Below are 23,954 nucleotides of genomic sequence, written 5' to 3'. Positions count from 1 at the left end.
CCCGATGGGCGGCCGGCGTACGGCCATGGAGGGCTCGGGAGCGCGAGCCCGCGAACAGCCTGCCCGCGATGACGTCTCCCCGGAGACAACGGGACGTGAAGACGTAGTCGCGCCTGTCCGCATGAACTCAGCTGCGGCGGAACCTGACCGCGCGGGCTGTCGCCGGGTCGAACGATCGAGGGCTACGCCGCCGGTGTCTCGGCTGTCGAGGACATCACGGTCTGTGAGGCGCGGATCGAGGGGAACGGGATCGTGGCCGCCGAGCGGGGACGTACGCCGCGAAGGCCGCACCGGCATCGAGGTCAGCGCCGACCTCACACGTCGAACGCCGTGGCCGCGCTGACGAGTCAGGTCGAGTCCGCACTCGGCCCGATCGACATCCTCGTCAACAACGCCGGCGCCCACCCCCGGAGCCCGTGGGACGAACTCGACGAGGACCAGTGAGCCCGGACGATCGAGTCCAACCTCACCATCCACTACCGGACCTGCCGGGCCATCACCCCGGGTATGGCAGAGCGCCGTTGGGGTCGCATCGTCAACATGGGCAGCGTCAACGCCCGCACCGGCCGCCCCGGGCCAGTCGCCTACAACACCGCCGAGGCCGGGCTGCTCGGGCTCACCGGGTCGCTGGCCAGGGAACTTGGACCAGCCGGAATCTGCGTGAACACTGTTCTGCCCGGGGCCATCCAGGTCGAGGCGGAGAACGACCTGCCCACTCACCACCGCGCCAGCCCGGAGGATCAGATCGGCCGCCAGTGCGTCCGGCGCCGAGGCCGCCCCGAGGATGTCGCCGCAACGGTCGCCTTCCTCGCCGGCCCCAGCGCGTCCCTCATCACCGGTCAGTCGTTGCACGTCGACGGTGGCTGGATCCTCCACTGACCGCCCTGCACCATCGAGACTGGAAGAGAGTGCCATGCAGCACCGCGTCCGAGCCGTCCTCCTCACCCCGAACGACACCATGCTGCTGATCAAGCGCATCCGCCCCGGCCTCGATCCGTACTGGGTCATCGTCGGCGGCAAGATCGAACCGACCGACGCCGACCCCGAGGACGCCCTGCGACGTGAGGTCCGCGAGGAGATCGCCGGCGAAGCCCAGATCGTCAGCGTCCTCCACACCCACCAGACCGACACCGACCACGAGACCTTCTACCTGGCCACGATCGAGAAGTGGAGCTTCGAGGACCGCACCGGCCCCGAGTTCAGCCAGGAAGGCCGAGGCGAGTACATCCTGGAGGAGATCCCCCTCACCACCACGGCGCTCGACACCGTCAACCTCCTTCCCCAGGAGTTCGCCGCCGTCCTGCGCGGGGCCGTCGAGCGTGGGGAGCTTTTTGCCACCTGATAGAAGTCAGTGCATCTGACGTGCGGGCCCAATTTCGCCCAGCGACGCGCAACATGCGGGTCGTGCCCACCCCTTCCTGTGGGCCCGACCCGTGCCTCCGGTGGCGTAGACCTTTGGCAGGCAGCAAGGTGTGCTCAGTTGCTCCGCGAAGCGGATGACGCCATGGCGAGGATTGTGGACAAGTAGTTCCAGGAGCGCGTTAGCCAATTCGGTTCCCCTGGAACTCTCTTGGGCCGCTGCCCCAGCCAGGGCTCGCCGGACTCGGTACTCGCTGTCCTGGGCCCGGCGCACGGCTGTATCGCGACAGCGGCTGGGGTCCCGCAGGCACAGAATGGCGCCGGCCTGGCGCACAGCGACGTGGCCGTGAGTCCCCATGCCGCGGCCGGACGCTCGGCGTCGGCACCGCAGGAACGCCATGAGTTTCAGGGGGATCGCCTATATCGAGCACGGCCGACGCAATCCCTCCCTCCTCTCGGTTTTGCACATTGCTTCGGGCCTTGGAGTAGCTCCAGCTCGACTCCTGGAGTGTTTCTCTCCCGGCGGGGGCGGGGGCGGGGGCGGGGGCGTGGCGGGTGCACCGTAGGCGGGCCACGCAGGTCGACATGTGGTTCCGGCTCAGGCCGAGTGCCCAGTAATCCAGTCGTAGATCAAGATCTTCATGGTTGGAGTGCCGCTTGCCGCCGGTAGTGGCACTGGCGTGCACGGGCCTGGTGTTGTCGTCGCCGGAGTGACCAGCGCAGTCGGTGCGCGAGGCCGTGGACGGGGCTGATCAAAGCTGCGAACAGGTGCTGGATCTCGTTGCCGGTCAGGGGGATCAGGCCGTCGGGGGCGCGCCGGTCGTGGCTCTTGATGGCTGCGTGACGGCGAGGGAGGGAAGCGTCGCCGAGCATCGCGAGGGTGACCCAGCGACGCCAGGAGGCCCAGCGGCGGACCTAGGAACGGTCTCTTTGGTGTTCGTTGACGGGATGGTGCCGATCAGGAGTCGGACATGACCCATCCGCTCGATGAGGTCCGTTCACTGCACGCTTCCCTCGCAGGGCTGCTTGCACCGCCTCTATGATCGACCAGCCGCAGAATGACGACAGGTGGAGGGCGTGATGCCTGGTCAGGTGACCGCAGTGAGCCGCAACGAGGGGTACTCGTTCAGCAAGCCCAATCGCGATTCCATCAGGCTGCTCACGGGGCTCGGAGTGGAAGGAGACGTTCACGCAGGTGAGACGATCCGCCACCAGTTCCGCATGACCTACGAGCCGAACCTGCCCAACCTGCGCCAGGTCCACCTGATGCACGAGGAACTCTTCGACGAACTCGCACTCAAGGGCTTCGGGGTCTCTGCGGGCCAGCTCGGCGAGAACATCACCACGCGCGGGATGGACCTGTTGGGCCTGCCCACCGGCGCTCTGCTCCAACTGGGGGAGCAGGCGGTGCTTGAGGTGACCGGACTGCGTAACCCGTGTTCGAAGATCAACGACTTCCGCAAGGGGCTGCTCGGTGAGGTCTTCGCCATGGACCCCTTGTCCGGCGAGTTCACGTTCAAGTGTGGCGTCATGGCTGTGGTCCGCCGTGGAGGGACCGTCCGCCCCGGCGATTCCGTCCAGGTCGAGCTCCCGCCGCCCCCTCACCGCCCGCTGGAACGGGTCTAGGTTCTTGTTCCGTGGTCATCGGCGTGCCCAGATGAGGATGGCGGCGAGGTGGAGTGCGGCCCGGTAGGCGATGGCGAGCTTGTCCGTGCGCATGGCCAGGCCGCAGCACTGCTTCAGCCGGTTGATGCATCGCTCGACCGCGTTGCGTTGCCGATACGCCTCGGCGTCGAAAGCCGGTGGGCGACCGCCGGCGCGGCCTCGCCGTAGACGGTGGCCGATCTGGTCGGACGGCTGGGGGACGGCAGCGCGGATTCCACGTCGGCGGAGGTATTTTCGGATCGCGCGGGATGAGTACGCGCGGCCCGCCAGGACGGTATCGGGTCGGGTCCTCGATCCGCCCGACCCGCTTCGCGGAACACGGATGCCGGCCATGACGGGCTCGAAGGCCGGGGCGTCGCCGGCTTGGCCCGCGGTGACGCAAAGGGCGAGGGGGCGTGCAAGGCTGTCGCCGGCGAGGTGGATCTTCGTGCACAGGCCGCCGCGGGAGCGTCCGAACGCATGGTCGCCGGGTCCGGTCCGGCCTGCTTCGGGATCCGCACAGCCAGAGTCCTTGCCTTGAACTACCCCACTTGCGTGACGACAAGGTGGGTGCGGGAGACAGTCAGGACAGAGCTGGTCCGATGCTGTTCCAGAGCCGTCTGTAAAGGCGGACTGTCGCCGGAGGCCTCGTCTCCCGCGACCCAGCGCGCGGGTGGTCCCGCATCCCGGGCCCGCTCGACCATTTGCACGGCGAGTTGGGGCTCTGTCGCGAACACCAGGCCGTCCGGAACGCCCGCGCTGGTGCGTAGGTCGTCACGGACGGCGTCGGCGTCCCAACGGCGTTTGCGCATTCCCGAGCCGTAGTGGCAGCCCGGTTCAGCGTCGATCAGTTGGCGGGCCCGGCCGGCCGTCGTGGCAGGAGCTGGGAGAGTTCGTGCTCAGCCCGGCTTGCGGCCGCTACGGACACCTCTTGCATCCTTGAGGAAGCCCCGGAGACCTGTACATCCACTCAGGCCGGGCCGGGCAGTCAGTGTTGCCGGTACCAGCCGCGTGCAGCCGCATGCGCGGTCAGTGCTTCCTTGCGGTCGAGCCGATCCCGTGCAGGAGAGAAGACCGTCCCTGGCCTGAGGCCCACCCGGCCGTCGCCTGAGACCTTCGGCTGCGCGGTGGCCCGGCCCCCCGGCGAAGGCCGGTACCACCGAACCTGTACTCGCCCAGTTGCCTGCAGATCTCCCACCGATCGAACGCCAGGCCGGCCTGTGCAGGCGTCGACCCTGCCCTGACTCGCAAACGCACTGGCCAGGTTCCGGTAACTCGATCGTTACGCACGCGGGTCGGCGCAGGGGCTTGGCGGGCTCATCGCCGGGCCGTATGTTGTCGCAGGCAACAAACTGGGGTCAGCTGCTCCCCGCTCCGGTGCTCGTGCCATCCCCACCATTCATCAGCCAACGCACGTCCGGCACAGGTCGGACACGCCTCGAAAGGACCCTGCCCATGCGCAAGGGGTTCCTGTTCGCCACCGCTGCCGTGTCAGCGGCCCTGCTCTCCACGGTCACCGCCTGCGGCTCCTCGGGTTCCGGTGCCGGCTCGGGGAGCGCCAAGAAGCCGAAGATCGGGGTGATCCTGCCGGACAGCAAATCGTCCGTCCGCTGGGAGACCGCAGACCGGCCGTACCTCGCGGCGGCCTTCAAGGCCGCAGGTGTGGACTACGACATCCAGAACGCCGAGGGCGACAAGCAGGCGTTCCAGACGATCGCCGACCAGATGATCACCAGCGGCGTCAACGTGCTGATCATCGTCAACCTCGACAGCGGAACCGGAAAGGCCGTCCTCGACAAGGCCAAGACCCAGGGCGTGGCCACCATCGACTACGACCGGCTCACCCTCGGCGGCTCCGCCCAGTACTACGTCAGCTTCGACAACACCCAGGTCGGCAAGCTCCAGGGGGAGGGCCTGACGAAGTGTCTGGGCGAGATGGGCGCCAAGAACCCCGTCGTCGCCGAACTCAACGGCTCCCCGACGGACAACAACGCCACCTTGTTCGCCAACGGCTACAACGGCGTGCTGGCCCCGCTGTACGCCTCCGGGGAGTACATCAAGGGCCCCAACCAGTCGGTGCCCGACTGGGACAACGCCCAGGCGCAGACCATCTTCGAGCAGATGTACACCAGCCAGCCGAACATCGGCGGGGTGCTCGCGGCCAACGACGGTCTGGCTAACTCGGCCATCGCCGTGCTGCGCAAGAACCACCGCAACGGGCAGGTGCCGATCACCGGTCAGGACGCCACGGTGCAGGGCCTGCAGAGCATCCTGGCGGGGGACCAGTGCATGACCGTCTACAAGGCGGTGAAGAAGGAGGCCGACGCGGCGTCGGCTCTCGCGGTCTCCCTGGCCAACGGCAAGAAGGGCGAGACCAACGCCACCGTCCACGACGCGACGGGCAACCGTGACGTCCCGGCGGCGCTGCTGACCCCCCAGGCCGTCTTCAAGGACAACGTCCAGGACGTCATCACCGACGGCTTCGTCACCAAGGCGCAGCTGTGCACCGGCGACTACGACGCGCTCTGCACGAAGGCCGGCATCAAGTAGCGCGCGAGCGCCCGGCTGTACCAGTGGGCCCCGGCCGTCGGTGGCACGGGGCCCACCCCGTCAATCCCCAGGAGCCCCACCCATGACAGAGACACCGACTCTCGAGTTGCGCGGGATCGACAAGAGCTTCGGCCCCGTCCAGGTCCTGCACGACATCGCGCTCAGCGCGTACGCGGGGGAGGTCACCGCACTCATCGGCGACAACGGCGCGGGCAAGTCGACGCTCGTCAAGTGCATCGGCGGCATCCACCCCATCGATGCGGGGGACTACCTCTTCGACGGGCGGCCGGTCCAGGTGCACAGCCCGCGCGAGGCCGCCGCGCTCGGTGTGGAGATCGTCTACCAGGACCTCGCACTGTGCGACAACCTCGACATCGTGCAGAACATGTTCCTGGGGCGGGAGAAGCACCGCGGCATGGTGCTCGACGACTCGACCATGGAGGAGATGGCCGCCGCGACGCTCAGGGGACTCTCGGTGCGCACGGTCAAGTCCCTTCGCCAGAAGGTCTCCAGCCTCTCCGGCGGCCAGCGCCAGACCGTCGCCATCGCCAAGGCGGTGCTGTGGAACAGCAAGCTCGTGGTCCTCGACGAGCCCACCGCGGCCCTGGGCGTCGCCCAGACCGCGCAGGTCCTGGAACTCGTGCGCCGGCTGGCCGACAACGGCCTGGCCGTCGTGCTCATCTCGCACAACATGAACGACGTCTTCGCGGTCTCCGACCGGATAGCCGCGCTCTACCTCGGGCGGATGGCCGCTCAGGTCAAGGCCTCCGACGTGACACACGCCCAGGTCGTCGAACTGATCACCTCGGGCCGCAGCGGCAACCTCGGCCCTCAGACCACCCCCAACGGAGCCGCCGTATGACCGCCGCCCTCGCCCCCCGGAAGCCCGAGCGGCCGAACCGGCCCACCGACCCCGAGGAAGGCCGGCCCTCGACCACCACCCGCCTGGGGGACGTCGGCCGCGGCTACCTGGAGCAGGTGCGCGCGGGCGAGCTCGGCGCCCTTCCCGCCGTCGCCGGCCTGGTCGTCCTGTGCGTGTTCTTCGCCCTGCTGCGCCCGGTCTTCCTGTCCAACCTGAACTTCGCCAACCTGCTCACACAGAGCTCGGGCAGCATAGCCATCGCCATGGGGCTGGTCTTCGTCCTGCTCCTCGGCGAGATCGACCTGTCAGCCGGGTACGCCAGCGGCGTCTGTGCCGCGGTCCTGGCGATCCTGCTGACCAACCACGGCTGGCCCTGGTACGCCGCGGTGGCCGCCGCCATGCTCACCGGCGCGGTCATCGGCCTGCTCATCGGCACGCTCGTCGCCAAGGTCGGCATCCCCTCCTTCGTGGTGACGCTGGCCGCGTTCCTCGGCTTCCAGGGCGTCGTACTGATCCTGCTGAAGGAGGGGACGAACGTCTCGGTCAAGGACCCGACCATCCTGGCCATCGCGAACGACAACCTCAGCCCCGTCCTCGGCTGGCTCCTGCTGGCAGGCTGCGCGGCCGGCTACGCCGCGCTGCAACTGCGCCGCAGCCGCGACCGGCTCGGCCGGGGCCTCGCCGGAACCCCGCCGGCGCTCCTCGCCATCCGGACCGGCGCCGTCGTCGTGCTCGGGGGTGCGGCCGTGTACCTGCTGAACCAGGAGCGCAGCCGCAACGTCATCGTCAGCTCCCTCAAGGGTGTGCCCATCGTCGTGCCCGTGATCGGGGCCCTCCTCCTGCTCGGGACGTTCACGCTGCAGCGGACCGGCTTCGGCCTGCACATCTACGCCGTGGGCGGCAGCGCCGAAGCCGCCCGCCGGGCCGGGATCAACGTCGCCTTCATCCGCATCGCCGCCTTTGTCATCTGCTCCTGCCTGGCAGCCGTCGGCGGCATCATCGCCGCCTCCCGGGGCAACTCCGTGGACCCCAACACCGGCGGGAGCAACGTCCTGCTGCTCGCCGTCGGCAGTGCCGTCATCGGCGGTACGAGCCTGTTCGGCGGTCGCGGCCGCGTCGTCGACGCCGTGCTGGGCGGCCTGGTCGTCGCGGTGATCCAGAACGGCATGGGCCTGATGGGCTACTCCTCAGGCGTCAAGTACGCTGTCACGGGATCGGTTCTGCTGGTGGCCGCCGGCGTGGACGCCATGTCCCGCCGCCGCTCAGCCCAACGATGAGGGTCGCCAGCCATGAAAGCCGGTCCTTCCCAGGAAGAGATCCGCCAGCACAACCTGAGCGCCCTGCTGCGCCACGTCCACTTCGACGGGCCCACCTCGCGAGCCGCCCTGGCGACCCGGCTCGGCCTCAACCGCAGCACCATTCTGGGCCTGGTCGGCGATCTGACGGCCGCGGGCCTGGTCCGCGAGGAGCTGCCGCAGGAGACCGGCCGGGCCGGACGGCCCTCGCTGGTCGTGAAGCCGGAGTCCACCCGCGTGCACGTCCTGGCGGTGGACCTGGGCGTGGAGCGCCTGGCGGCGGCCCTCATCGGACTCGGCGGCGTGTTCCTGGACCGGCGCGAGTGCCCATGGCCCGACGGGCACCCGCAGGACCCCGCGCGAGTGGCCGCCATCCTCGCGGGCTTCGCCCACGAGATGCTGGCTCGCGCACCGGCCGGCAGCTCGTGCGTCGGCATCGCCGTGGCGGTACGCGGCATCGTCCGCCACCCCGACGGGCTGGTCAGTCTCACCCCCAACATGGGCTGGAAGGGCATCGACTTCGCCGGTGCGTTCGCCGACCGGCTCCGCCTGGGCATCCCGGTCCTCGTCGCGAACGAAGCCAACCTCGGCGCGCTCGCCGAGCACCGGCGCGGCATCGGCCGCGGAAGCCAGAACCTCGTCTACCTCCACGGTGAGATCGGCATCGGCGCCGGAGTGATCACCGACGGTGAACTCCTGCGCGGCGAGCGCGGGTACGCCGGCGAGATCGGTCACATGAACGTCAACCCGTACCAGGGACGGCCGTGCGGCTGCGGCGCCCACGGCTGCCTGGAAGCCGAGGCAGGTGAACGCGCCCTCCTCGAAGCCGCCGGTCGGGACGGCCGGGTCACCGGGGCCGACGCCGTACGGTCGGTGGTCATCGCAGCCGACCACGGAGACGTCACCGCGCGCGCGGCGCTGCACCGCGTCGGAGACTGGCTCGGCATCGGCATCGCGAACCTCGTCAACCTCTTCGATCCGGACCTGGTCATCCTCGGCGGCACCCTCCGGGACGTCTTTCTCGGATCCGCCGCACAGGTGCGCAGCCGGATCAACACCAATGCCCTGGCAGCAGTGCGGGAGAACCTGCGGTTGCGGGTCAGCGAACTCGGCGGTGACACCGTCCTGATCGGCGCCGCCGAACTGGCGTTCTCCGAGGTGCTCACCCGACCGCTGGAGACGCTCGCCCGCGCCTCGGAGCAACGCCAGGCCCGTCTTGCGGCGCCGCACCCGCCCTTTCCCCAGCCCTGAGAAGCCCACGGCCGGCCGCGTCGTCGGGGCGGAAGAGCCCGCGCCCGTTCCGGTCCCGGATCCGCCGCGGGCCGAGAGGGTTCGGACCGCTTCCCGCACCATGCTTCGACTGGTGCCCAGTGGCGCGGTCAGCTGATTGCCGGTGGGCCTCCGGTGCCGGCGCCCGGGCCGCAGCCCCAACTCCGTCTTGAGCCGACCGGGCGACGGGGCCGTGCGGTACCCGGCCGCTGATGCCGTCCGTGGTCGACGCCTCCTCAACTCCGCAGCTCCGAAAACTCCTTGATGATTCCGGCGAGCAGAGCGCTGCCACGGACGGGGGCGTTGTCCGAGTACCGGGATGTGGCCCGACCGGCATGGGCGAGGGTCGGCAATCGCGACGTCAGGGGTGGTGAGCGGTCGCTGCGGCGGCGTCCTCGGGCTTCGGTCCGTACCGCGATGAAGGTCCACCGAAGAGAGGAACCCCAACCGGCGAACGGCTGGGGTTCCTCGATGCGGTGGGTGTCGGTCAGCAGGTGGAGCTGCCCACGCCGTGGACCGTTCCTCCGTGCGCCTGCCGGCCGCGCCCGACCGCTGTCACCGTGGATCAGACAGGTCAGTGCTGGAGGGTGAGGACGCCCGGGCGCCAGGGGAGCTGGTCGTAGGGGCCCGTCGCGGTGGGGGACTTGCCCTGGTAGAGGAGCTGCAGGTTGCAGGGGTCGATGGTCATGGTCTGGTCGGGGTTGTTACGGACCAGGTCGCCGTGGCTGATGTCGTTGGTCCAGCCGGCGCCGCTGTTGGCCTTGCCCGCGAAGGGGTTGCTCTCGGAGCCGGCCTGCGGGGTCCAGGAGCCGTTCAGGCTGGAGGCCGTGAGCGAGCGGAAGTAGCGCCCGTTCGCGCCCTGGGCCTCGACGATCATGAGGTACTGGTTCTGGTCCTTGACCCTGTAGACCTGCGGGGCCTCGAACAGGTTGTTCGTGGTGTCGGTCAGGATCGTCGTGTACGAGGAGCCGAAGCTGCTGGGGAAGTTCCCGATCGGCATGCTCGCCCGGTAGATGCTGCCGTTGTCGCCGGCGAAGAACAGGTACATGTTCTGGTCGTCGGCGATCAGGGTCTGGTCGATCGGACCGGTACCGGAGTTGGGGATGCTACCGGTGAACAGCGGCTGCGGGGCGGACCAGCCGTTGGGGTTGGTGGGGTCGCTCGACGTGCGGTAGATGAAGGGCCACGCGCCCCACTGGTACGCCAGCACCCAGATGTTCTTGGGCGCGAAGTAGAACAGCGAGGGTGCCACCGCGGCCTGGCTCATCCCGGTCTGGCCGGCCGACGCCATGTCCGACCAGTTGGTGAAGGGACTGAACATCATCGAGCCGTACGACGATCCCGACACGTCGGACGCGTAGACCAGGTGCTTGCCGTTGTACACGACGTCGGTGAAGTCCTTCACCGACGCCCATCCGTTCGCCGGCTGCGCCAGTGCGCCCGTCGAACTCCACCGGTACGTCGAGGGAAGGGGGCAGGCGGTGCCCGGCGGAGTCGTCGTCCCGGACAGGCCGGTCCACTGCTGGTTGCTGCGGCCGTTGCAGGTCCAGATCTCCACCGCCGTGCCGTTGGCCGTGCTGGTGCCCGTGACGTCCAGGCACAGTCCGGACTCGACGCCGACGATCGTGCCGTCGGCGTTCACCCGCCACTGCTGGTTCGCGCTGCCGGTGCAGGTCCAGATCTGCACCCGGGTACCGGCCGTGGTGGCGTGGCCCGGAACATCGAGGCACTTGTTGCCGTACACGGTCAGCTGGTTGCCGGACGTCAGCGTCCACTGCTGGTTGGTCCCGCTCCAGCAGTCGTAGATCTGCAGGGACGCGCCGTCCGTCTGGCTGGCGTTCGACACGTCGAGACAACGGCCTGAACCCGTACCGCGCAGGGCGCCGGTGGTGGCCGCCTGGGCCGGGCCGGCGACGAGCATCGCCGCCAGCGCCGCCACGGCCGCGATCACGGCGGTGAGCAGCACGGACAACCGCCTGCGGCTCGAATTTCGGCTGTGCATGGGGTTCTCTCCTTGGGTGGGTGGAGCTGCCGCACGACTATGTGAGCGTTAACATGACCAGGTCAGCTGTGCGGACAGGGTTGAGGTGCTGGGTGGTGTCACATCCCCCGGCGGCTTGCGGGGGCTTCCCGCGCGAACTTCCCGTGTGGGATTCCCGTGTGGGGATTTCGCGAGGGGGGTCCGGTGGGGAGAAGGGGCCGGGGCGACAGATGCCCTGCGGCTCAACTCACTTGAAGTTCCAGTGCTGGTTGGCGCCGCCGGTGGAGTCCCAGATCTGGACGGGCGTGCCGTTGGCGGTCTGACCACCGGGGATCTCCAGCGCCCGGCCGCTGGCGACGTTGGTCAGGGTGTAGGAGCCGTCGCTGTTGCGGGCGGCCCGCCAGTGCTGGTTGGCGCCGCCGTTGGAGTCCCAGACCTCCATCCGCGTCCCGTTGCCCGTCTGGTTGCCCGGCTCGTCGAGTGCCCGGCCGCTGGCGATGTTGGTCAGGGTGTAGGAGCCGTCGCTGTTCTGGGTGGCCCGCCACTGCTGGTTGGCGGCGCCGCTGGCGTCCCACACCTGGAGCAGGGTGCCGTTGGCGTTCTGTCCCGCGGGCTCGTCGAGAACGCGTCCGGCGGCCACGTCGGAGAGCGTGTAGACGGTGCCGGAGTTGATGCCGCCGCCCGGGGTGCCGCCGCCGGCGCCGCCCAGGGTGGTGAGAACCGCGTTGTAGGCGGCCTTCTTGTTGCCGTTGTTGTCGAACAGCAGCGCGTTCTCACCGGTGCGCCAGGAGTCGCTGTCGCGGATGCCCCAGACCGTGATGCCCGTGCAGCGGGCGACGTTGAGGCAGGCCTGGACGGTGTTGGTGTACGCCGTGGTGGAGGCCTGGGCGATGTCGAGTTCGGTGATCTGGACGTCCACGCCGAGCGCGGCGAAGTTGGACAGGGTGGTCTGGAAGCCGGCCGGCGGGCCGCCTGCGCCGAAGTGGCTCTGGAGGCCGACGCAGTCGATGGGTACACCGCGGGCCTTGAAGTCCTTGACCATGCTGTAGACGCCCTGCGTCTTGGCGTCGGACCAGTTCTCGATGTTGTAGTCGTTGTAGCAGAGCTTGGCCGCGGGGTCGACGCTCCGGGCGGTGCGGAACGCCTCCTCGATGAAGCCGTTGCCCAGCACGTTCTGGAACACCGAGCTGCGGTGCTGGGTGCTCCCGTCGGCGAAGGCCTCGTTGACCACGTCCCAGGCGTAGATCTTGCCCTTGTAGTGGGTCATCTCCTGGGTGATGTGATTGTTCATCACGCTGCGCAGGGTGTTGGCGTCGTTGATGGAGCTGACCCAGTTGGGCAGTTGGGAGTGCCAGACCAGGGTGTGGCCGCGCATCTGCTGGCCGTGGGCGGTCGCACGGCTGACGATCGAGTCGCCGGGGGCGAAGTTGAACGACCCGCGAGAAGGCTCGACGGTGTCCCACTTCATCTCGTTCTCCGGGGTGACCATGTTGAATTCCCGGTCGAGAATGGTGGCGTACGTCGAGTCGCCGAGCCTGCCCGAGGCCGCCGCTGTGCCGAAGTACCGGCCGCTGCCGGCCGCTGCGGCACCCAGCGTGGTCGCCCCGGCGGCATGGGCAACCGGGATCGCGGTGACGGCCGTGACCGAGCCGACGACCATGCATGCGGCCGACGTCAGGATCTTGCGGAGACGGGGCTTGCTGGTGAAGCGTGGCATGACGGATCGTTCTCCTTGGGTGGGGGAGTCCTGCGCGCCGGTTGGGGGCCGGCGCCTCGTCCTGGCGGTTGTGCGAGCGCCTGCTTCGCCGGGCAGTTCCTGCCGCGCGGAGCCGGCGGTGGGTGCCCGTTCGACGGCGGCGATCGACGCCTGACTGTCGACTGCGCCGCCAGGTCTGTTAGCGCTAACAATTCACTTCGTGGCGCAAACCCGCCTGCTTGATATGCTCGGGTGAAATCTGCATCAGGCGCGGCGAGTTGTCAATACTTGGCGCAGCGTGGGCCGGACGTGGTCGATGGCTGCGCGGGGGTGGTGGGGCGTGGCGGTTTCGGTCGCCACGCCCCGGGGTGTTCGTGGTGGGCCGGTGTCGGGTGTCAGCTGGTGCTGCAGGACACTGTCGGCCAGGTGGTGCTGCCGTTCTTGGTGATGGTCATGCCCCAGTTGTTGCCGGAGCCGTTGGGGGTGGCGACGAGGGTCTGGGCGTCGGGGTAGGTGGCGGTGGTGTTCCAGGTGGAGCTGACCTTCTCGGGGGAGGGGATCTTGACGGTCACCTTCCAGGTGGTGGATCCGGTGACCGAGACGTTGAGGTTGTAGCGGTCGCTCCAGGAGGTGCCGGCGGAGAGTGTGGCGGTGCAGCCGTTGCCGGTTCCGCCGCCGCCGGTGCCTCCGCCGCCGGTGGAGGTGCCGAGTGTGAGGTTGGAGCTGCCGCTGCTCTGGTAGCCCTCGGTGGCGAGGACTTCGTAGTTCATGGTGCCGAGGTTCATGCCGTTCCTGGCCCATGCGTCGAAGTGGTTGCCGACGGTGATGGTTCCGCCGGTCCGCTTGGACTGGCGGACGCTCCAGTACTGCTTGAAGGTCTTGTTGCCTTCGATGGAGGGGGCGTTGTAGCGGGTTGTCTGGTAGATGTCGTAGGTGCCGCCGTCGGTGGTGACGGTGCCCTTGTAGGTGCCGGTGGGCTTGTAGGTGCCGTAGTTCTCGACGATGTAGTACTCGACGAGGGGGTTGGTGCTCCAGCCGTAGAGGGAGAGGTAGGCGTTGCCGCTGGTGTTCCAGGTGCCGGAGTAGGTGACCGGGTTGCGTGATCCGGTGCTCCAGCCCTTGCCGGCGACGAAGTTGCCGGCGTTGTTCCAGGAGGTGCTGTAGTTGCCGCCGCCGTTGAGGGACATCGAGGCCGCGCCGGTGCCCTCGGTCCAGAACGAGTAGAAGTACCCGCCGTCGGTGCCGGTCTGGTTCGTGGAGACGGTCGCCGCGTCGGCGGTGCCGGGCAGCAGCACGACGGCCGCGAGAGCCAGCGGGAGGACGCGCGCCTTGCTGACGATCCGCCAGGGATGGCCTGCTCTACGGCTCTTGGTGGGGGAGAAGTTCACGGGAGCGATCCGTCCTGCCGATGGGTGGGGGTGGTGTGGACGCGGTCCTGCGCCAGCGGCGGCCGCTATGGGGTGGGGCCGGCCGGACGGCGTCGCGCGACGGTGCACAGGACCGTGCTGTCATCAAGACTGTTGTGTCCGAGGCTGGTTGGGGGCGACCCGGATCCAGGGCCGTTCGGACGTGTCGACGGCGATAGTGTTGACCTGCGCCCGACAGAGTGTCAACGCTTTCGACTGAAACGGCGATAGATTCGACACTTCTCGAGTCCGGTCCCGTCGGCAGAGTTCCTGGTCAAATGGCCTTCAAGGCAATGCGGGGTCGAGTGCCCGGCCGATGCCTTGCCGATTCCCGCGCTATCGCCCCCATCTCGGGCCGCGACTGACGGGAGGGTTCCACCGAAAGTTTCGCTGCTGCTCCGTGGGGTGGTCCCGGGTGGTCTCGGGTGGTCCCGGGCGGGGCCGAGACAGCTGAGGGGGCACGCGGGTCGCGCCGGTACGGGCGACGACATGGCCGCGGCGTCGGCGCTCACCCCCGTGCCCGGCGCTCACTCCGGTGTCCGGCGCTCGGCCCGGGCGCCACAGGTGCGCCCTGCACGGTCACCCGGCCGGTCCGCGGGACGAACCCCAGGGGCGTGCGAATCGGTGCCCGGGGGAGTCCCGTTCCTCCGGCAACCAGCCGTTCGTCACCGACGCGGCCGAGGCGGCTTGCACCCGTCGCTCCGGTCATCGACGGCAGGCCGAAGGTGCTGCCCTGGTGACGGGTGCGCCGGGAGTCCAGGTCGAGCCCCCGGCATGTCGGGGGGTTCCCCAGGTGTGTCCGGGGCAGGCTCAGGGCCGGGCCGGACCGTGTGCGGGGCTGCTCGCGAGCCGGGGCCCCGTTCCGTTCAGGTCAGGGAGGGCGCCACGGTGCTGGAGCGCACCACGAGCGTGGTCGCCAGTTCGAGGCGGGTGGGAGGTGCCGGGACCTCCCCGGAGCGGAGGATGAGGATCAGGCGGGTCGCCTGTTCGGCCATCTCGCGCAGGGGCTGACGGACGGTGGTCAGGGCCGGGCTGGTCCACTGCGCGATGTCCAGGTCGTCGTAGCCGACGACGGACAGGTCCTCGGGCACGCGCAGGCCGCAGACCCGGGCGGCCTCCATGACGCCGAGCGCCTGCAGGTCACTGCCCGCGAAGACCGCGGTGGGCCGCTCGGGGAGCTCCAAAAGCCGCTTGGCCTGGGCGAATCCGCCCTCGGCGTGGAAGTCGCCGAAGGCGGTCAGCGCGGGGTCGACCACCAGGCCGGCCATGGACATCGCGGAGCGGTAGCCGTCCAGCCGGGCCAGCGAGCAGAGGGTGTCCTCGGGGCCGGTGACGATGGCGATCCGCCGGTGGCCGAGTTCTATCAGGTGCCGGGTGGCGGCGAGGCCGCCGGCCCAGTTGGCCGAGCCCACCGACGGGACGTCCGGGTCTGGGTTGCCGGCCGGGTCGATGATCACGAACGGGATCGACCGGGCGCGCAGTTGGCGCTTGAGCTCGGGCGGCAGGCTGGAGAAGACCAGTACCACACCGAGGGGGCGCCGGCGCAGTACCGCCTCGATCCACTCCGGCCCCGGGGCGTGGCGTGAACCGCTGTGGGTGACCACGACAGCCGCCCCGTTCTCGCTCGCCACGGCCTCGACGCCGCGCAGGAGTTCCATCGCCCAGAGGCTGTCGAGCTCGTGGAACACGATCTCGATGAGGGGCGCTTCGCCACTGTTGCGCGCGGCGCGCTGGTAGTCGTGGTCGCTCAGGACCCGCTCGACACGTACACGGGTGGATGCCGAGACGTCGGTGTGGCCGTTGAGAACCTTCGAAACTGTCGAAACGGAGACCTCGGCCTCACGCGCGATGTCCGCGAGGGTCACCCGTCCCAGTTCATCGCCCTTATCCATGGACGCAGCATAGGGCACGGGCGTAGCCGGGCAGTTGGCGGATCACGCTTCAATAACCCTCGGTGCGAGGGGTTGACCCGACACATGTCGGCGACTTAGCGTCCTGGGCAAGCATTAGTTTCGAGAAGTGGGTCGAAACTTTTGTGAGAGACCTGATGGTGGGGCGCACACTCGCTGGTGCACCCGGCCTGACCCTGGCCTGGCGGGGATGACCGCTGTAGCAGCGGCGGGTTCTCCTCCGTCGGCGGAGACTCCGGCGTGATCCACCTGCGGGGCTACGGGGGCGTCCGCGACAAGGTCGACAAGCAGCCGGCCGAGACCTTCATCAAGACGTCGAGGGTCAAGCCCGTCCTGGACACCGTCCTCGGCGCGGAGTAGCAGGCCAAGCTCAACACCGTCATCCATACAGCCGGGCAACGGACGTCTTCGTCACCTGCGGCGGCGACAGCATCCAGCCGTACGTGAAGGCGGACCTGCTGCTCCCGCCGGACGACGCGATCGCCGCGGACCCGGGACTGAGAGCAACCTCCTGCCCGCGGTGTTCAACACCTCGGTGGTTGACGGCAGGTCCCGCGGCATCCCGATGCGCGGCACCCGGCCTGTGCTGCTGTTCGGCAACAGGAAGGCGCCGGCCGACTCCGGCCTGAGCGTCCCGCAGACCGGCGAGGAGCTGCTCGACACTGCCAAGGTGGTGATCGTCGCTCTCGGCGACCGGGCCGGCCTGTCCGGGCGCGGCACCAGTGGCGAGGGCTGCGACGTCGAGACGCCGGAACCACCCGGCGTACAGCAGCAGTTGATTGCTGCTCTGCCGGGCACCGGCGTGCCGGTCGTGCCGGTACTGCTGGTACTGCTGGTGGGGCGCCTCAACGCCCAGGGGCGCGCGGTCGCCGAGGCGGCGGCACCCGTGCAGACAACCTTCCTCCCCGGCGAGGCCGGCTCCGAGGCGGTCGTCGCCTTGCCCATCGGCCCGGTCCGAGTCCTGGACCACACCTGCCGCCTGCACGCGGATTTCCCCTCGGCCTGACATCCGCCACCGCAGCGGCCGTCCGCCCGGCCGGCGGCGGACCGTCACCGGCATCGGTGATGTCGCTCCGTGCCGGCGCCGGAACTTCCATCACAACCAAGGCAATTCCTACGGAGAGGTCCCATGTTCCGATTCCGCTCGCTCATGTCCCGCCTCCTGGGCATCGCAGCCGTGACCTGCCTCGCAGCGGGCCTGAGTCTGCAGGCAGCTCCCCCGGCTGCCGCCGCCTCGCTGACCCAGATCACGAACTTCGGCACCAACCCGACCGGCCTGCAGATGAACCTGTACGTGCCGAACAACGTCAAGGCCAATCCCCCGATCCTGCTGGCCCTGCACGGGTGCCAGGGGTCAGGGCCCTACCTGTACTCGAGTCAGGATTTCGCGTCGCTCGCCGACCAGTACGGGTTCCTCGTCATCTACCCCTCGACGAACCCGGCCGGGAGCTGCTGGGACGTCTCCTCCGACCAGGCGCTGACCCGCAACGGGGGCAGCGACCCGGTCGGGCTGATGTCGATGATCACCTACACGGAGCAGCACTACGGCGGCAACGCCAACGCCGTGTACGTCACCGGGCAGTCGTCGGGCGCGATGATGACGAACGTGATGCTCGCCGACTACCCCGATGTGTTCAAGGCGGGTGCGGCGTTCATGGGAGTGCCCTATCACTGCTTCTCCACCGGCTCCGTGCGCGGCTGGAACTCGGCCTGTGCCCAGGGCCTTCTTTCCATGACCCCGCAGCAGTGGGGCGGCCTGGTACGGGGCACGGGGTATCCCGGCTACAGCGGTCCGCGTCCGCGCGTGCAGCTGTGGCACGGGACCGCCGACACCATCCTGAGCCACAACAACCTCGGTGAAGAGATCAAGCAGTGGACCGACGTCCTCGGCGTGAGCCAGACGCCGTCGGCCACCGACACCCCCGCGGCCAACTGGACCCGTACTCGGTACAACAACAGCGCCGGCACCACCCAGGTCGAGGCGTACAGCATCGCCGGGGCCGGGCACGAACTGCCGGTGAAGGGGTCCGCGATGGCTGCTCAGGCCATCCACTTCATGGGCCTGGACGCCGGCTCCTCCGGCGGCGGTACGACCGGCGCGCTGCGCGCGGTGGGTGCGGGCAAGTGCCTGACCGATGTGAACACGGCGCTGGGTACGCAGCAGCAGATCCAGGCCTGCAACGGCGGGGCCGGCCAGACCTGGACGCGTACGTCGTCGAACCAGCTGACCGTGACGGTCGGCGGCAGCACCCTGTGCCTGGACGCCAACGCCAAGGGCACCGCCAACGGCACCAAGGTGGTCGTCTGGTCCTGCAACGGCCAGGCCAACCAGCAGTGGCAGCTGAACTCGAACGGCACCGTCACCGGGATGCAGTCGGGGCTCTGCCTCGATGTGGCGGGCCTGGCCACCGCCGACGGCTCGCCCGTCCAGTTGTGGAGCTGCAGCGGCGGCAGCAACCAGCAGTGGAAGCTGGGATGACACCGCGTGCCCGCCGGCCGCGGTGACCCCGTTCAGCGGTAACCGCTGAGGTTCCCGCGGCAGTTGATGCCGGACACTCCGCAGACGGACGTCGACGGTCCACCGGCCCCGCCGGTGGACCGTCGAGCGAGGTGCCGGCCCGCGAGGGCGCCCCGTGGGGGTGGGCGCTCCCGCGGGCCGGCCGCTGGGGGGCTACTTCTTCCCGCCGCCCTTGCCGCCGCGGTGCGCGGTGTCCGCGCCGATGGCCAGGTCCTGCTGCAGGGCGAAGTAGGCGTCCTTCGGCTTCATGTTCACGTCGTAGAGCAGGCCGTAGCCCGTGCCGCTGAACGTACCGGGAATCCAGGAGTCGCCGTCGTACACGCCCCAGGCCGTGAACGAGATGCACTGGCGGACGAGCTGGCAGGCCTTCAGCATCTCGGAGAACTCGAACGGCTGGGCGAACGCGGCCAGCTGGCTGGTGGGGACCTGCTCCGTCGCGTTGTTCACGAAGGTGCGTACGTCGGCCTCCGTCACGGCGGTCTTCAGCCCGAGGTCGCCGTAGGCCTGAAGGTCGGCCTGGAAGAGCTGGGCGGAAAAGCCGTACTGGGTGTCGAGGTGCCCCTGCTCGCCGATGCCGTCGACGGGCACCCCCTGCGCGCTCAGCTTCGCGAAGAAGTCGTGGACGGCGGTGAACTTGGCGTTGGTGCCGTCCTGGCCGGCGATGTTGTAGTCGTTGTAGAACAACAGGGCCTTCGGGTCGGCCTGGTGCGCCCAACGGAAGGCGTCGGCGATGACGCCCTCGCCCAGGTTCTTGATCCAGAAGTCGTCGCCGTTCAGGCCGTTGGGCAGGACGTTGCTGTCCCAGGAGTTGGCGAAGACCTCGTTGGCGACGTCCCACTGCCAGATCTTGCCGCGGAAGTGGCCGACCTCGTCGGTGATGTGCCGGTGGAGGATGTCGCGCAGCTGCGCGGTGCTGATGGTCCCGTTACCGACCCCGGTGGTGAGCCAGGACGGCAGCTGGTTGTGCCACAGCAGGGTGTGGCCGCGGACCTCCTGGCCCTGCTGCTGGGCGAACTGCACCAGCCGGTCGGCGGCCGCCCAGTCGTAGCTGCCCCGAGTGGGCTCCACGGCCTCCCACTTCATGGCGTTCTCCGGCGTGACGACGGAGAACTGGTCGGCGACGATGCCGGTGTACGCCTTGTCGGTGCCCAGGTGGGCGTCGTCGACGGCGGTGCCGATGCGCAGGTTCTGCTGTGCGCCCAGGGCGCGCAGCGAGTCGCGCGGTACCGACGGGGCCTTGTCGCCGGCGGCCGCCGCGACCGCGGACGGAACGAGCATGAGTGCGGCGGCCATACCGGCCGCGACCGCGAACTGGCGGCGTAGCTTCACTGCGAACTCCTTGAGGTCAACGAGAAGAGGGTGGCTTCGAAAGTTTCGGAGTCAGGATCGAACGTCCCTGAAGCTAGACCCTGAAATCTTGCCCAGTCAATGGTGTTGCAGGCATCGAAGATTGGGCGAAGCCGCGTCGGTTGCCCGCAGCCATCCGACGTTCTGTCCGGGGATGCGGCCGCAGGGCATGGAAATGCGCTGTTCGGCGGCCTGCTGGAGCATCCTCCGGCCCGAGCCTGCGCCGAGGCGCTGGTGATAGAAAGTTTCAGTCGAAATTCCGGTAGATTTCATTGACGAGCCTTCCGTGGCCGTCACATACTCTCCCCTGCCTGCCCCCGCAGACCGGACGGCCCCGGAGCATCACCCCTTCCGGCCGGGCCGGCCCGTCACGCGGGGCCCGAGTGGGCGGCCCGGACAGAGGAATCCTGATGAGACTGCGCATCCGCCGCCCGTCGGTACCGGTTACGCCGGCCGCAGGCGCCCGCGTCTACGTCGGTCCCGACAGCGACCCCGCCGAGCAGGCTGTTCGCGACCTGCTGAAGCACGACTTCACCGGCGCCACCGCGATGGCCGGGCTTGCCGGCCGGCAGGATGGACGTGTTCTCCGGCGGAACGAAGTAGGCGGCCTCGGGGTGTCGTCGCGCCCGACCACCCTGATCTCGCCCGGTACCGAGCGGCCCGCCTCGTGGAGTTCCCTTCGCCGGCCTCCAGGTCCCGTGAGTTCACCGTGACTGGGGGCCGGTTCGCTCCCGCCCATCTGGACGATTGACCCAAATCCTGCCGTTCGGACGAACGGGCCGCGTCCCCTGTGCGCCCGGATGCGGCCGAGCGCCGAGCGCCGAGTGCCGAGCGAAGATTGACCGATCGACAGCTTCGCTGACCAGCGGGACCGCTGCGTCCAGGTGCAGGAAGCGTCACGCCGGGGAATGGCCCACGGGACGCGCAAAGTATTGACACGGCAATTGTGAGCGTTAACACTCTTGCAACGGGCGGGCGCCGCACCCGGAGACGGGGTCGGCGACGCATGTCCACGCAAGAAACAGCGGCTCCACCGACAGTAGCCGGTCGGATCCCAACGCCCCCTGTGCACAGTTCCCTTGGCCGCCCCATGCCCCGATGCGCTCCACGGTGACGCGACCGCTCGAAGGCGGCCCGTGTCGCCGTGCAGCGCCTCCGGTGCTGCTCATCGACCCAGTCCCTGGCTTCCTCTCCTACGCACCGTGGAGCTCACCATGCCGGCACATCCCTTCAGCCGCCGTGCCATGATCAAGGCGACCGGCGTCGCGGCCGTGGCCGCGACTGCCGGCCCCGTCCTCGGCCCCGGTGCCGCTGCGGCCGAGACGTCCCCGGTCAGGCCCGACATCGGGGTGTCGGTGGTGCCGTTCGGCCTGGGGCAGGTGCGGCTCACCAGCAGCCGGTGGCTCGACAACCAGAACCGCACCCTGGCCTACCTCCGCTTTGTCGACGTCGACCGCCTGCTGTACAACTTCCGCGCCAACCACCGGCTCTCCACCAACGCCGCAACCCCGACCGGAGGCTGGGACGATCCGGCCTTCCCCTTCCGCACCCACGTGCAGGGCCACTTCCTCACGGCCTGGGCCCAGTCCTACGCCGCACTCGGGGACACCGCCTGCCGTGACAAGGCGAACTACATGGTGGCCGAACTCGCCAAGTGCCAGGCGAACAACTCCGGCGCGGGGTTCTCCGCCGGATACCTCTCGGGCTTCCCCGAGGCCGACTTCACCAGCCTCGAAGCAGGCAGGCTGACCAACGGCAACGTCCCGTACTACTGCATCCACAAGACCATGGCCGGTCTGCTCGACGTGTGGCGCCTCATCGGCGGTACGCAGGCCCGCGACGTGCTCCTCGCGCTCGCCGGCTGGGTCGACCGACGCACCGCCCCGCTCAGCCGCACCACGATGCAGTCGTTGATGGGCATCGAGTTCGGCGGCATGAACGAGGTGCTGGCGGACCTCTACCAACAGACCGGCGACGCCCGCTGGCTGACCACGGCTCAGCGGTTCGACCACGCCGCGGTCTTCGACCCCCTCGCCGCGAACCTGGACCAGCTCAACGGCCTGCACGCCAACACCCAGGTGCCCAAGTGGATCGGCGCCGTCCGCGAGTACAAGGCCACCGGGACGACCCGCTACCGCGACATCGCCACCAACGCATGGACGATCTGCACCACCTCACACACCTACGCCATCGGCGGCAACAGCCAGGCGGAGCACTTCCGGGCCCAGAACGCCATCTCGGGCTTCCTCGTCGACGACACCTGCGAGCTCTGCAACTCCTACAACATGCTCAAGCTGACGCGGGAGTTGTGGCAGCTGGACCCGGACCGGGCGTCGTACTTCGACTTCTACGAGAAGGCGCTGATCAACCATGTCATCGGCGCCCAGAACCCGGCGGACCCGCACGGACACGTCACCTACTTCACCCCCCTCAACCCGGGCGGCCGCCGCGGCAGGGGCCCGGCCTGGGGCGGCGGCACCTGGAGCACCGACTACGGCACGTTCTGGTGCTGCCAGGGAACGGGTGTCGAGTCCAACACGAAGTTGATGGACTCCATCTACTTCCACGACGGCACCACCCTCACGGTGAACCTGTTCCTCCCCTCCGTCCTGAACTGGACCGAGCGAGGCATCACGGTCACCCAGGCCACCTCCTACCCGGCCGGTGACACCACGACGCTCCAGGTCACCGGCAGTGTCGGCGGGAGCTGGTCGATGCGCGTCCGCATCCCCGCGTGGACGTCGGGCGCCACCGTCAGCGTCAACGGCGTCGTCCAGAGCGTGACAGCCGACCCGGGCACCTACGCCACCCTCACCCGGTCCTGGGCCTCCGGCGACACCGTCACCGTGAAGCTCCCCATGCGGGTGGCCCTCCAGGCGGCCAACGACAACCCGGCTGTCGCGGCGATCACCTACGGCCCCGCCGTCCTCGCCGGCAACTACGGCAGCACCGCACTGTCCGCCCTCCCGGCCCTGGACTCCTCCTCGATCACCCGGACCAGCGGCACCGCCCTCGCCTTCACGGCCACCGCCGACGGAACGACGGTCAACCTCGGCCCCTTCCACGACGCCCAGGGCTTCAACTACACCGTCTACTGGCGGACCGGCAGTCCCGGCTTCCGTCTCGTCAACGCGGCCAGCGGACTCGTCCTCGGCATCCAGAACATGTCCACCGCCGACGGCGGCCTCGCTCTGCAGTGGACCGACTCCGGCACCGCCGACCACGACTGGATCCTCGTCGTCGACGGCACCGCACTGCGGCTGCGCAACGTCAACAGCGGCAAGGTCCTCGGCGTGAAGGACATGTCCACCGCCGACAACGCCCCGGTCCTCCAGTGGGCCGACACCGGCACCGCCGACCACCGCTGGACGGTCGTCGACGCGGGCAACGGCTACCACAAGCTCCAGAACGTCCACACCGGCAAGCTGCTCGGCATCGCGGGCGGCTCCACCGCCAACGGCGCCGCAGCCGTACAGCTGCCCGACACCGGTGCTCTCGCCGGCCAGTGGCAGTTCGCCCCCGACGGTGCCAGGCGCATCCAGAACGTCGCCAGCGGGCGGGTCCTCGGGGTGAAGGACATGTCCACCGCCGACGGTGGCCCTGCCATCCAGTGGGACGACAACGGCACCCCCGACCACCTCTGGACGGCCGTCGTCGACACCGGCGGCTACCTGCGCCTGCGCAACTCCAACAGCGGCAAGGTCCTCGCCGTGGAGAACGGCGGCACCGCCAACGGCGCCCGGATCGTCCAGTGGGCGGACAACGGCGCCGCCGACCACCGGTGGCGCCTGCGCCACGGCGGCGGCGACACCTTCAGGATCCAGTGTGCCAACAGTGGCCGCGTCCTCGGCGTCTCCGGCGCCTCCACCGCATCGGGGGCCCAGGCCGTCCTCTGGGACGACAACGGCACCGACGACCACCTGTGGCGATTCATCTGACCCGGCGCCGAGTCCCTCGACCGCCACAGGCCGATCGCGGCGAGACATAGGGAGCAGGCCCCTGCTCATCCCTGCCCGTCTTCGGCGGGCGCCGGACCCTGCGCGCCCGGTCCTGCCCCGGGTGTGCCCGCGCGGCCAGGGCCACGGCTGTGGCAGCGGCGTGGTGTGCGGCAACCTGT

The 23,954-nt window shown here is 69.3% G+C and carries 15 protein-coding genes and 3 pseudogenes; 11 read left to right on the top strand and 7 right to left on the bottom strand.

The genetic code is table 11. The features are described 5' to 3' along the window. The first annotated feature begins 507 nt into the window (after window positions 1-507). The 3 genes from ACFUK0_RS02650 (at window position 508) to ACFUK0_RS02640 (ending at window position 2,985) form a co-directional block, all read left to right on the top strand. Entirely contained in the window at window positions 508-879 is a 372-nt protein-coding gene (locus ACFUK0_RS02650) for an SDR family oxidoreductase (RefSeq protein WP_380246177.1), read from the top strand. 34 nt (window positions 880-913) lie between these two features. After that, the gene (locus ACFUK0_RS02645) at window positions 914-1,342 is read left to right on the top strand and encodes an NUDIX domain-containing protein (protein WP_380246176.1); all 429 of its coding nucleotides are present in this window, start codon (window positions 914-916) and stop codon (window positions 1,340-1,342) included. Between the two features lie 1,097 nt (window positions 1,343-2,439). Continuing rightward, on the top strand, window positions 2,440-2,985 hold the full coding sequence (locus ACFUK0_RS02640) for an MOSC domain-containing protein (protein WP_380246181.1): 546 nt from the start codon (window positions 2,440-2,442) through the stop codon (window positions 2,983-2,985). A gap of 15 nt (window positions 2,986-3,000) precedes the next feature. On the opposite strand, the pseudogene ACFUK0_RS02635 reads toward ACFUK0_RS02640, so the two are convergent. Both ACFUK0_RS02635 and ACFUK0_RS02630 read right to left on the bottom strand, forming a co-directional pair. Next, window positions 3,001-3,495 (bottom strand): annotated as a pseudogene (locus ACFUK0_RS02635) (IS5 family transposase); the annotation flags it as partial. Between the two features lie 50 nt (window positions 3,496-3,545). Continuing rightward, window positions 3,546-3,815 (bottom strand): transposase, encoded by a 270-nt coding sequence (locus ACFUK0_RS02630; protein WP_380246175.1) that lies wholly within the window; start codon window positions 3,813-3,815, stop codon window positions 3,546-3,548. 643 nt (window positions 3,816-4,458) lie between these two features. Here ACFUK0_RS02630 and ACFUK0_RS02625 point away from each other — a divergent pair. From ACFUK0_RS02625 to ACFUK0_RS02610, 4 genes are all read left to right on the top strand, one after another. Further along, window positions 4,459-5,553: a sugar ABC transporter substrate-binding protein gene (locus ACFUK0_RS02625; protein WP_380246174.1), complete on the top strand. Its 1,095-nt coding sequence runs from the start codon at window positions 4,459-4,461 to the stop codon at window positions 5,551-5,553. An 82-nt stretch (window positions 5,554-5,635) separates the two neighbouring features. Continuing rightward, entirely contained in the window at window positions 5,636-6,415 is a 780-nt protein-coding gene (locus tag ACFUK0_RS02620) for an ATP-binding cassette domain-containing protein (RefSeq protein WP_380246173.1), read from the top strand. Further along, the gene (locus tag ACFUK0_RS02615; RefSeq protein WP_380246172.1) at window positions 6,412-7,692 is read left to right on the top strand and encodes a sugar ABC transporter permease; all 1,281 of its coding nucleotides are present in this window, start codon (window positions 6,412-6,414) and stop codon (window positions 7,690-7,692) included. The genes ACFUK0_RS02620 and ACFUK0_RS02615 overlap by 4 nt, the downstream gene beginning before the upstream one ends. 12 nt (window positions 7,693-7,704) lie before the next feature. Then, a complete protein-coding gene (locus ACFUK0_RS02610; RefSeq protein WP_380246171.1) occupies window positions 7,705-8,961 on the top strand; it encodes an ROK family protein in 1,257 nt (418 codons plus the stop codon). A gap of 592 nt (window positions 8,962-9,553) precedes the next feature. Here the strand turns inward: ACFUK0_RS02610 and ACFUK0_RS02605 are convergent. The 4 genes and pseudogenes from ACFUK0_RS02605 to ACFUK0_RS02590 form a co-directional block, all read right to left on the bottom strand. Beyond that, a complete protein-coding gene (locus ACFUK0_RS02605; protein WP_380246170.1) occupies window positions 9,554-10,981 on the bottom strand; it encodes a non-reducing end alpha-L-arabinofuranosidase family hydrolase in 1,428 nt (475 codons plus the stop codon). A gap of 229 nt (window positions 10,982-11,210) precedes the next feature. Continuing rightward, window positions 11,211-12,620: pseudogene (locus ACFUK0_RS02600) on the bottom strand (endo-1,4-beta-xylanase); the annotation flags it as partial. A gap of 431 nt (window positions 12,621-13,051) precedes the next feature. After that, window positions 13,052-14,044, bottom strand: coding sequence for a glycoside hydrolase family 11 protein (locus ACFUK0_RS02595; RefSeq protein WP_380246169.1), 993 nt, complete (start codon window positions 14,042-14,044; stop codon window positions 13,052-13,054). Window positions 14,045-14,928: 884 nt separating this feature from the next. Then, window positions 14,929-15,954, bottom strand: a complete 1,026-nt coding sequence (locus ACFUK0_RS02590) for a LacI family DNA-binding transcriptional regulator (RefSeq protein ID WP_380246168.1) — start codon at window positions 15,952-15,954, stop codon at window positions 14,929-14,931. A gap of 670 nt (window positions 15,955-16,624) precedes the next feature. Here ACFUK0_RS02590 and ACFUK0_RS02585 point away from each other — a divergent pair. Continuing rightward, window positions 16,625-16,921, top strand: a pseudogene (locus ACFUK0_RS02585) (glycosyl hydrolase); the annotation flags it as partial. Window positions 16,922-17,101: 180 nt separating this feature from the next. Next, complete coding sequence (locus ACFUK0_RS02580; RefSeq protein ID WP_380246167.1) at window positions 17,102-18,451, top strand: PHB depolymerase family esterase; 1,350 nt, start codon at window positions 17,102-17,104, stop codon at window positions 18,449-18,451. Window positions 18,452-18,643: 192 nt separating this feature from the next. On the opposite strand, the gene ACFUK0_RS02575 is transcribed toward ACFUK0_RS02580, so the two are convergent. Further along, window positions 18,644-19,819 carry an endo-1,4-beta-xylanase gene (locus ACFUK0_RS02575; protein WP_380246166.1) on the bottom strand — a complete coding sequence of 392 codons (1,176 nt, stop codon included), beginning with the start codon at window positions 19,817-19,819 and terminating at the stop codon, window positions 18,644-18,646. A 428-nt stretch (window positions 19,820-20,247) separates the two neighbouring features. On the opposite strand from ACFUK0_RS02575, the gene ACFUK0_RS02570 reads away from it, so the two are divergent. Together ACFUK0_RS02570 and ACFUK0_RS02565 are read left to right on the top strand one after the other, a co-directional pair. Then, on the top strand, window positions 20,248-20,550 hold the full coding sequence (locus ACFUK0_RS02570) for a hypothetical protein (protein ID WP_380246165.1): 303 nt from the start codon (window positions 20,248-20,250) through the stop codon (window positions 20,548-20,550). A gap of 501 nt (window positions 20,551-21,051) precedes the next feature. Further along, complete coding sequence (locus tag ACFUK0_RS02565; protein WP_380246164.1) at window positions 21,052-23,775, top strand: beta-L-arabinofuranosidase domain-containing protein; 2,724 nt, start codon at window positions 21,052-21,054, stop codon at window positions 23,773-23,775. Window positions 23,776-23,954 lie beyond the last annotated feature (179 nt).

It is taken from the genome of Kitasatospora sp. NPDC057223, assembly GCF_042669755.1.
In the GTDB taxonomy this organism is placed as follows: domain Bacteria; phylum Actinomycetota; class Actinomycetes; order Streptomycetales; family Streptomycetaceae; genus Kitasatospora.
This window is presented reverse-complemented; position numbering and strand designations above follow the sequence as displayed.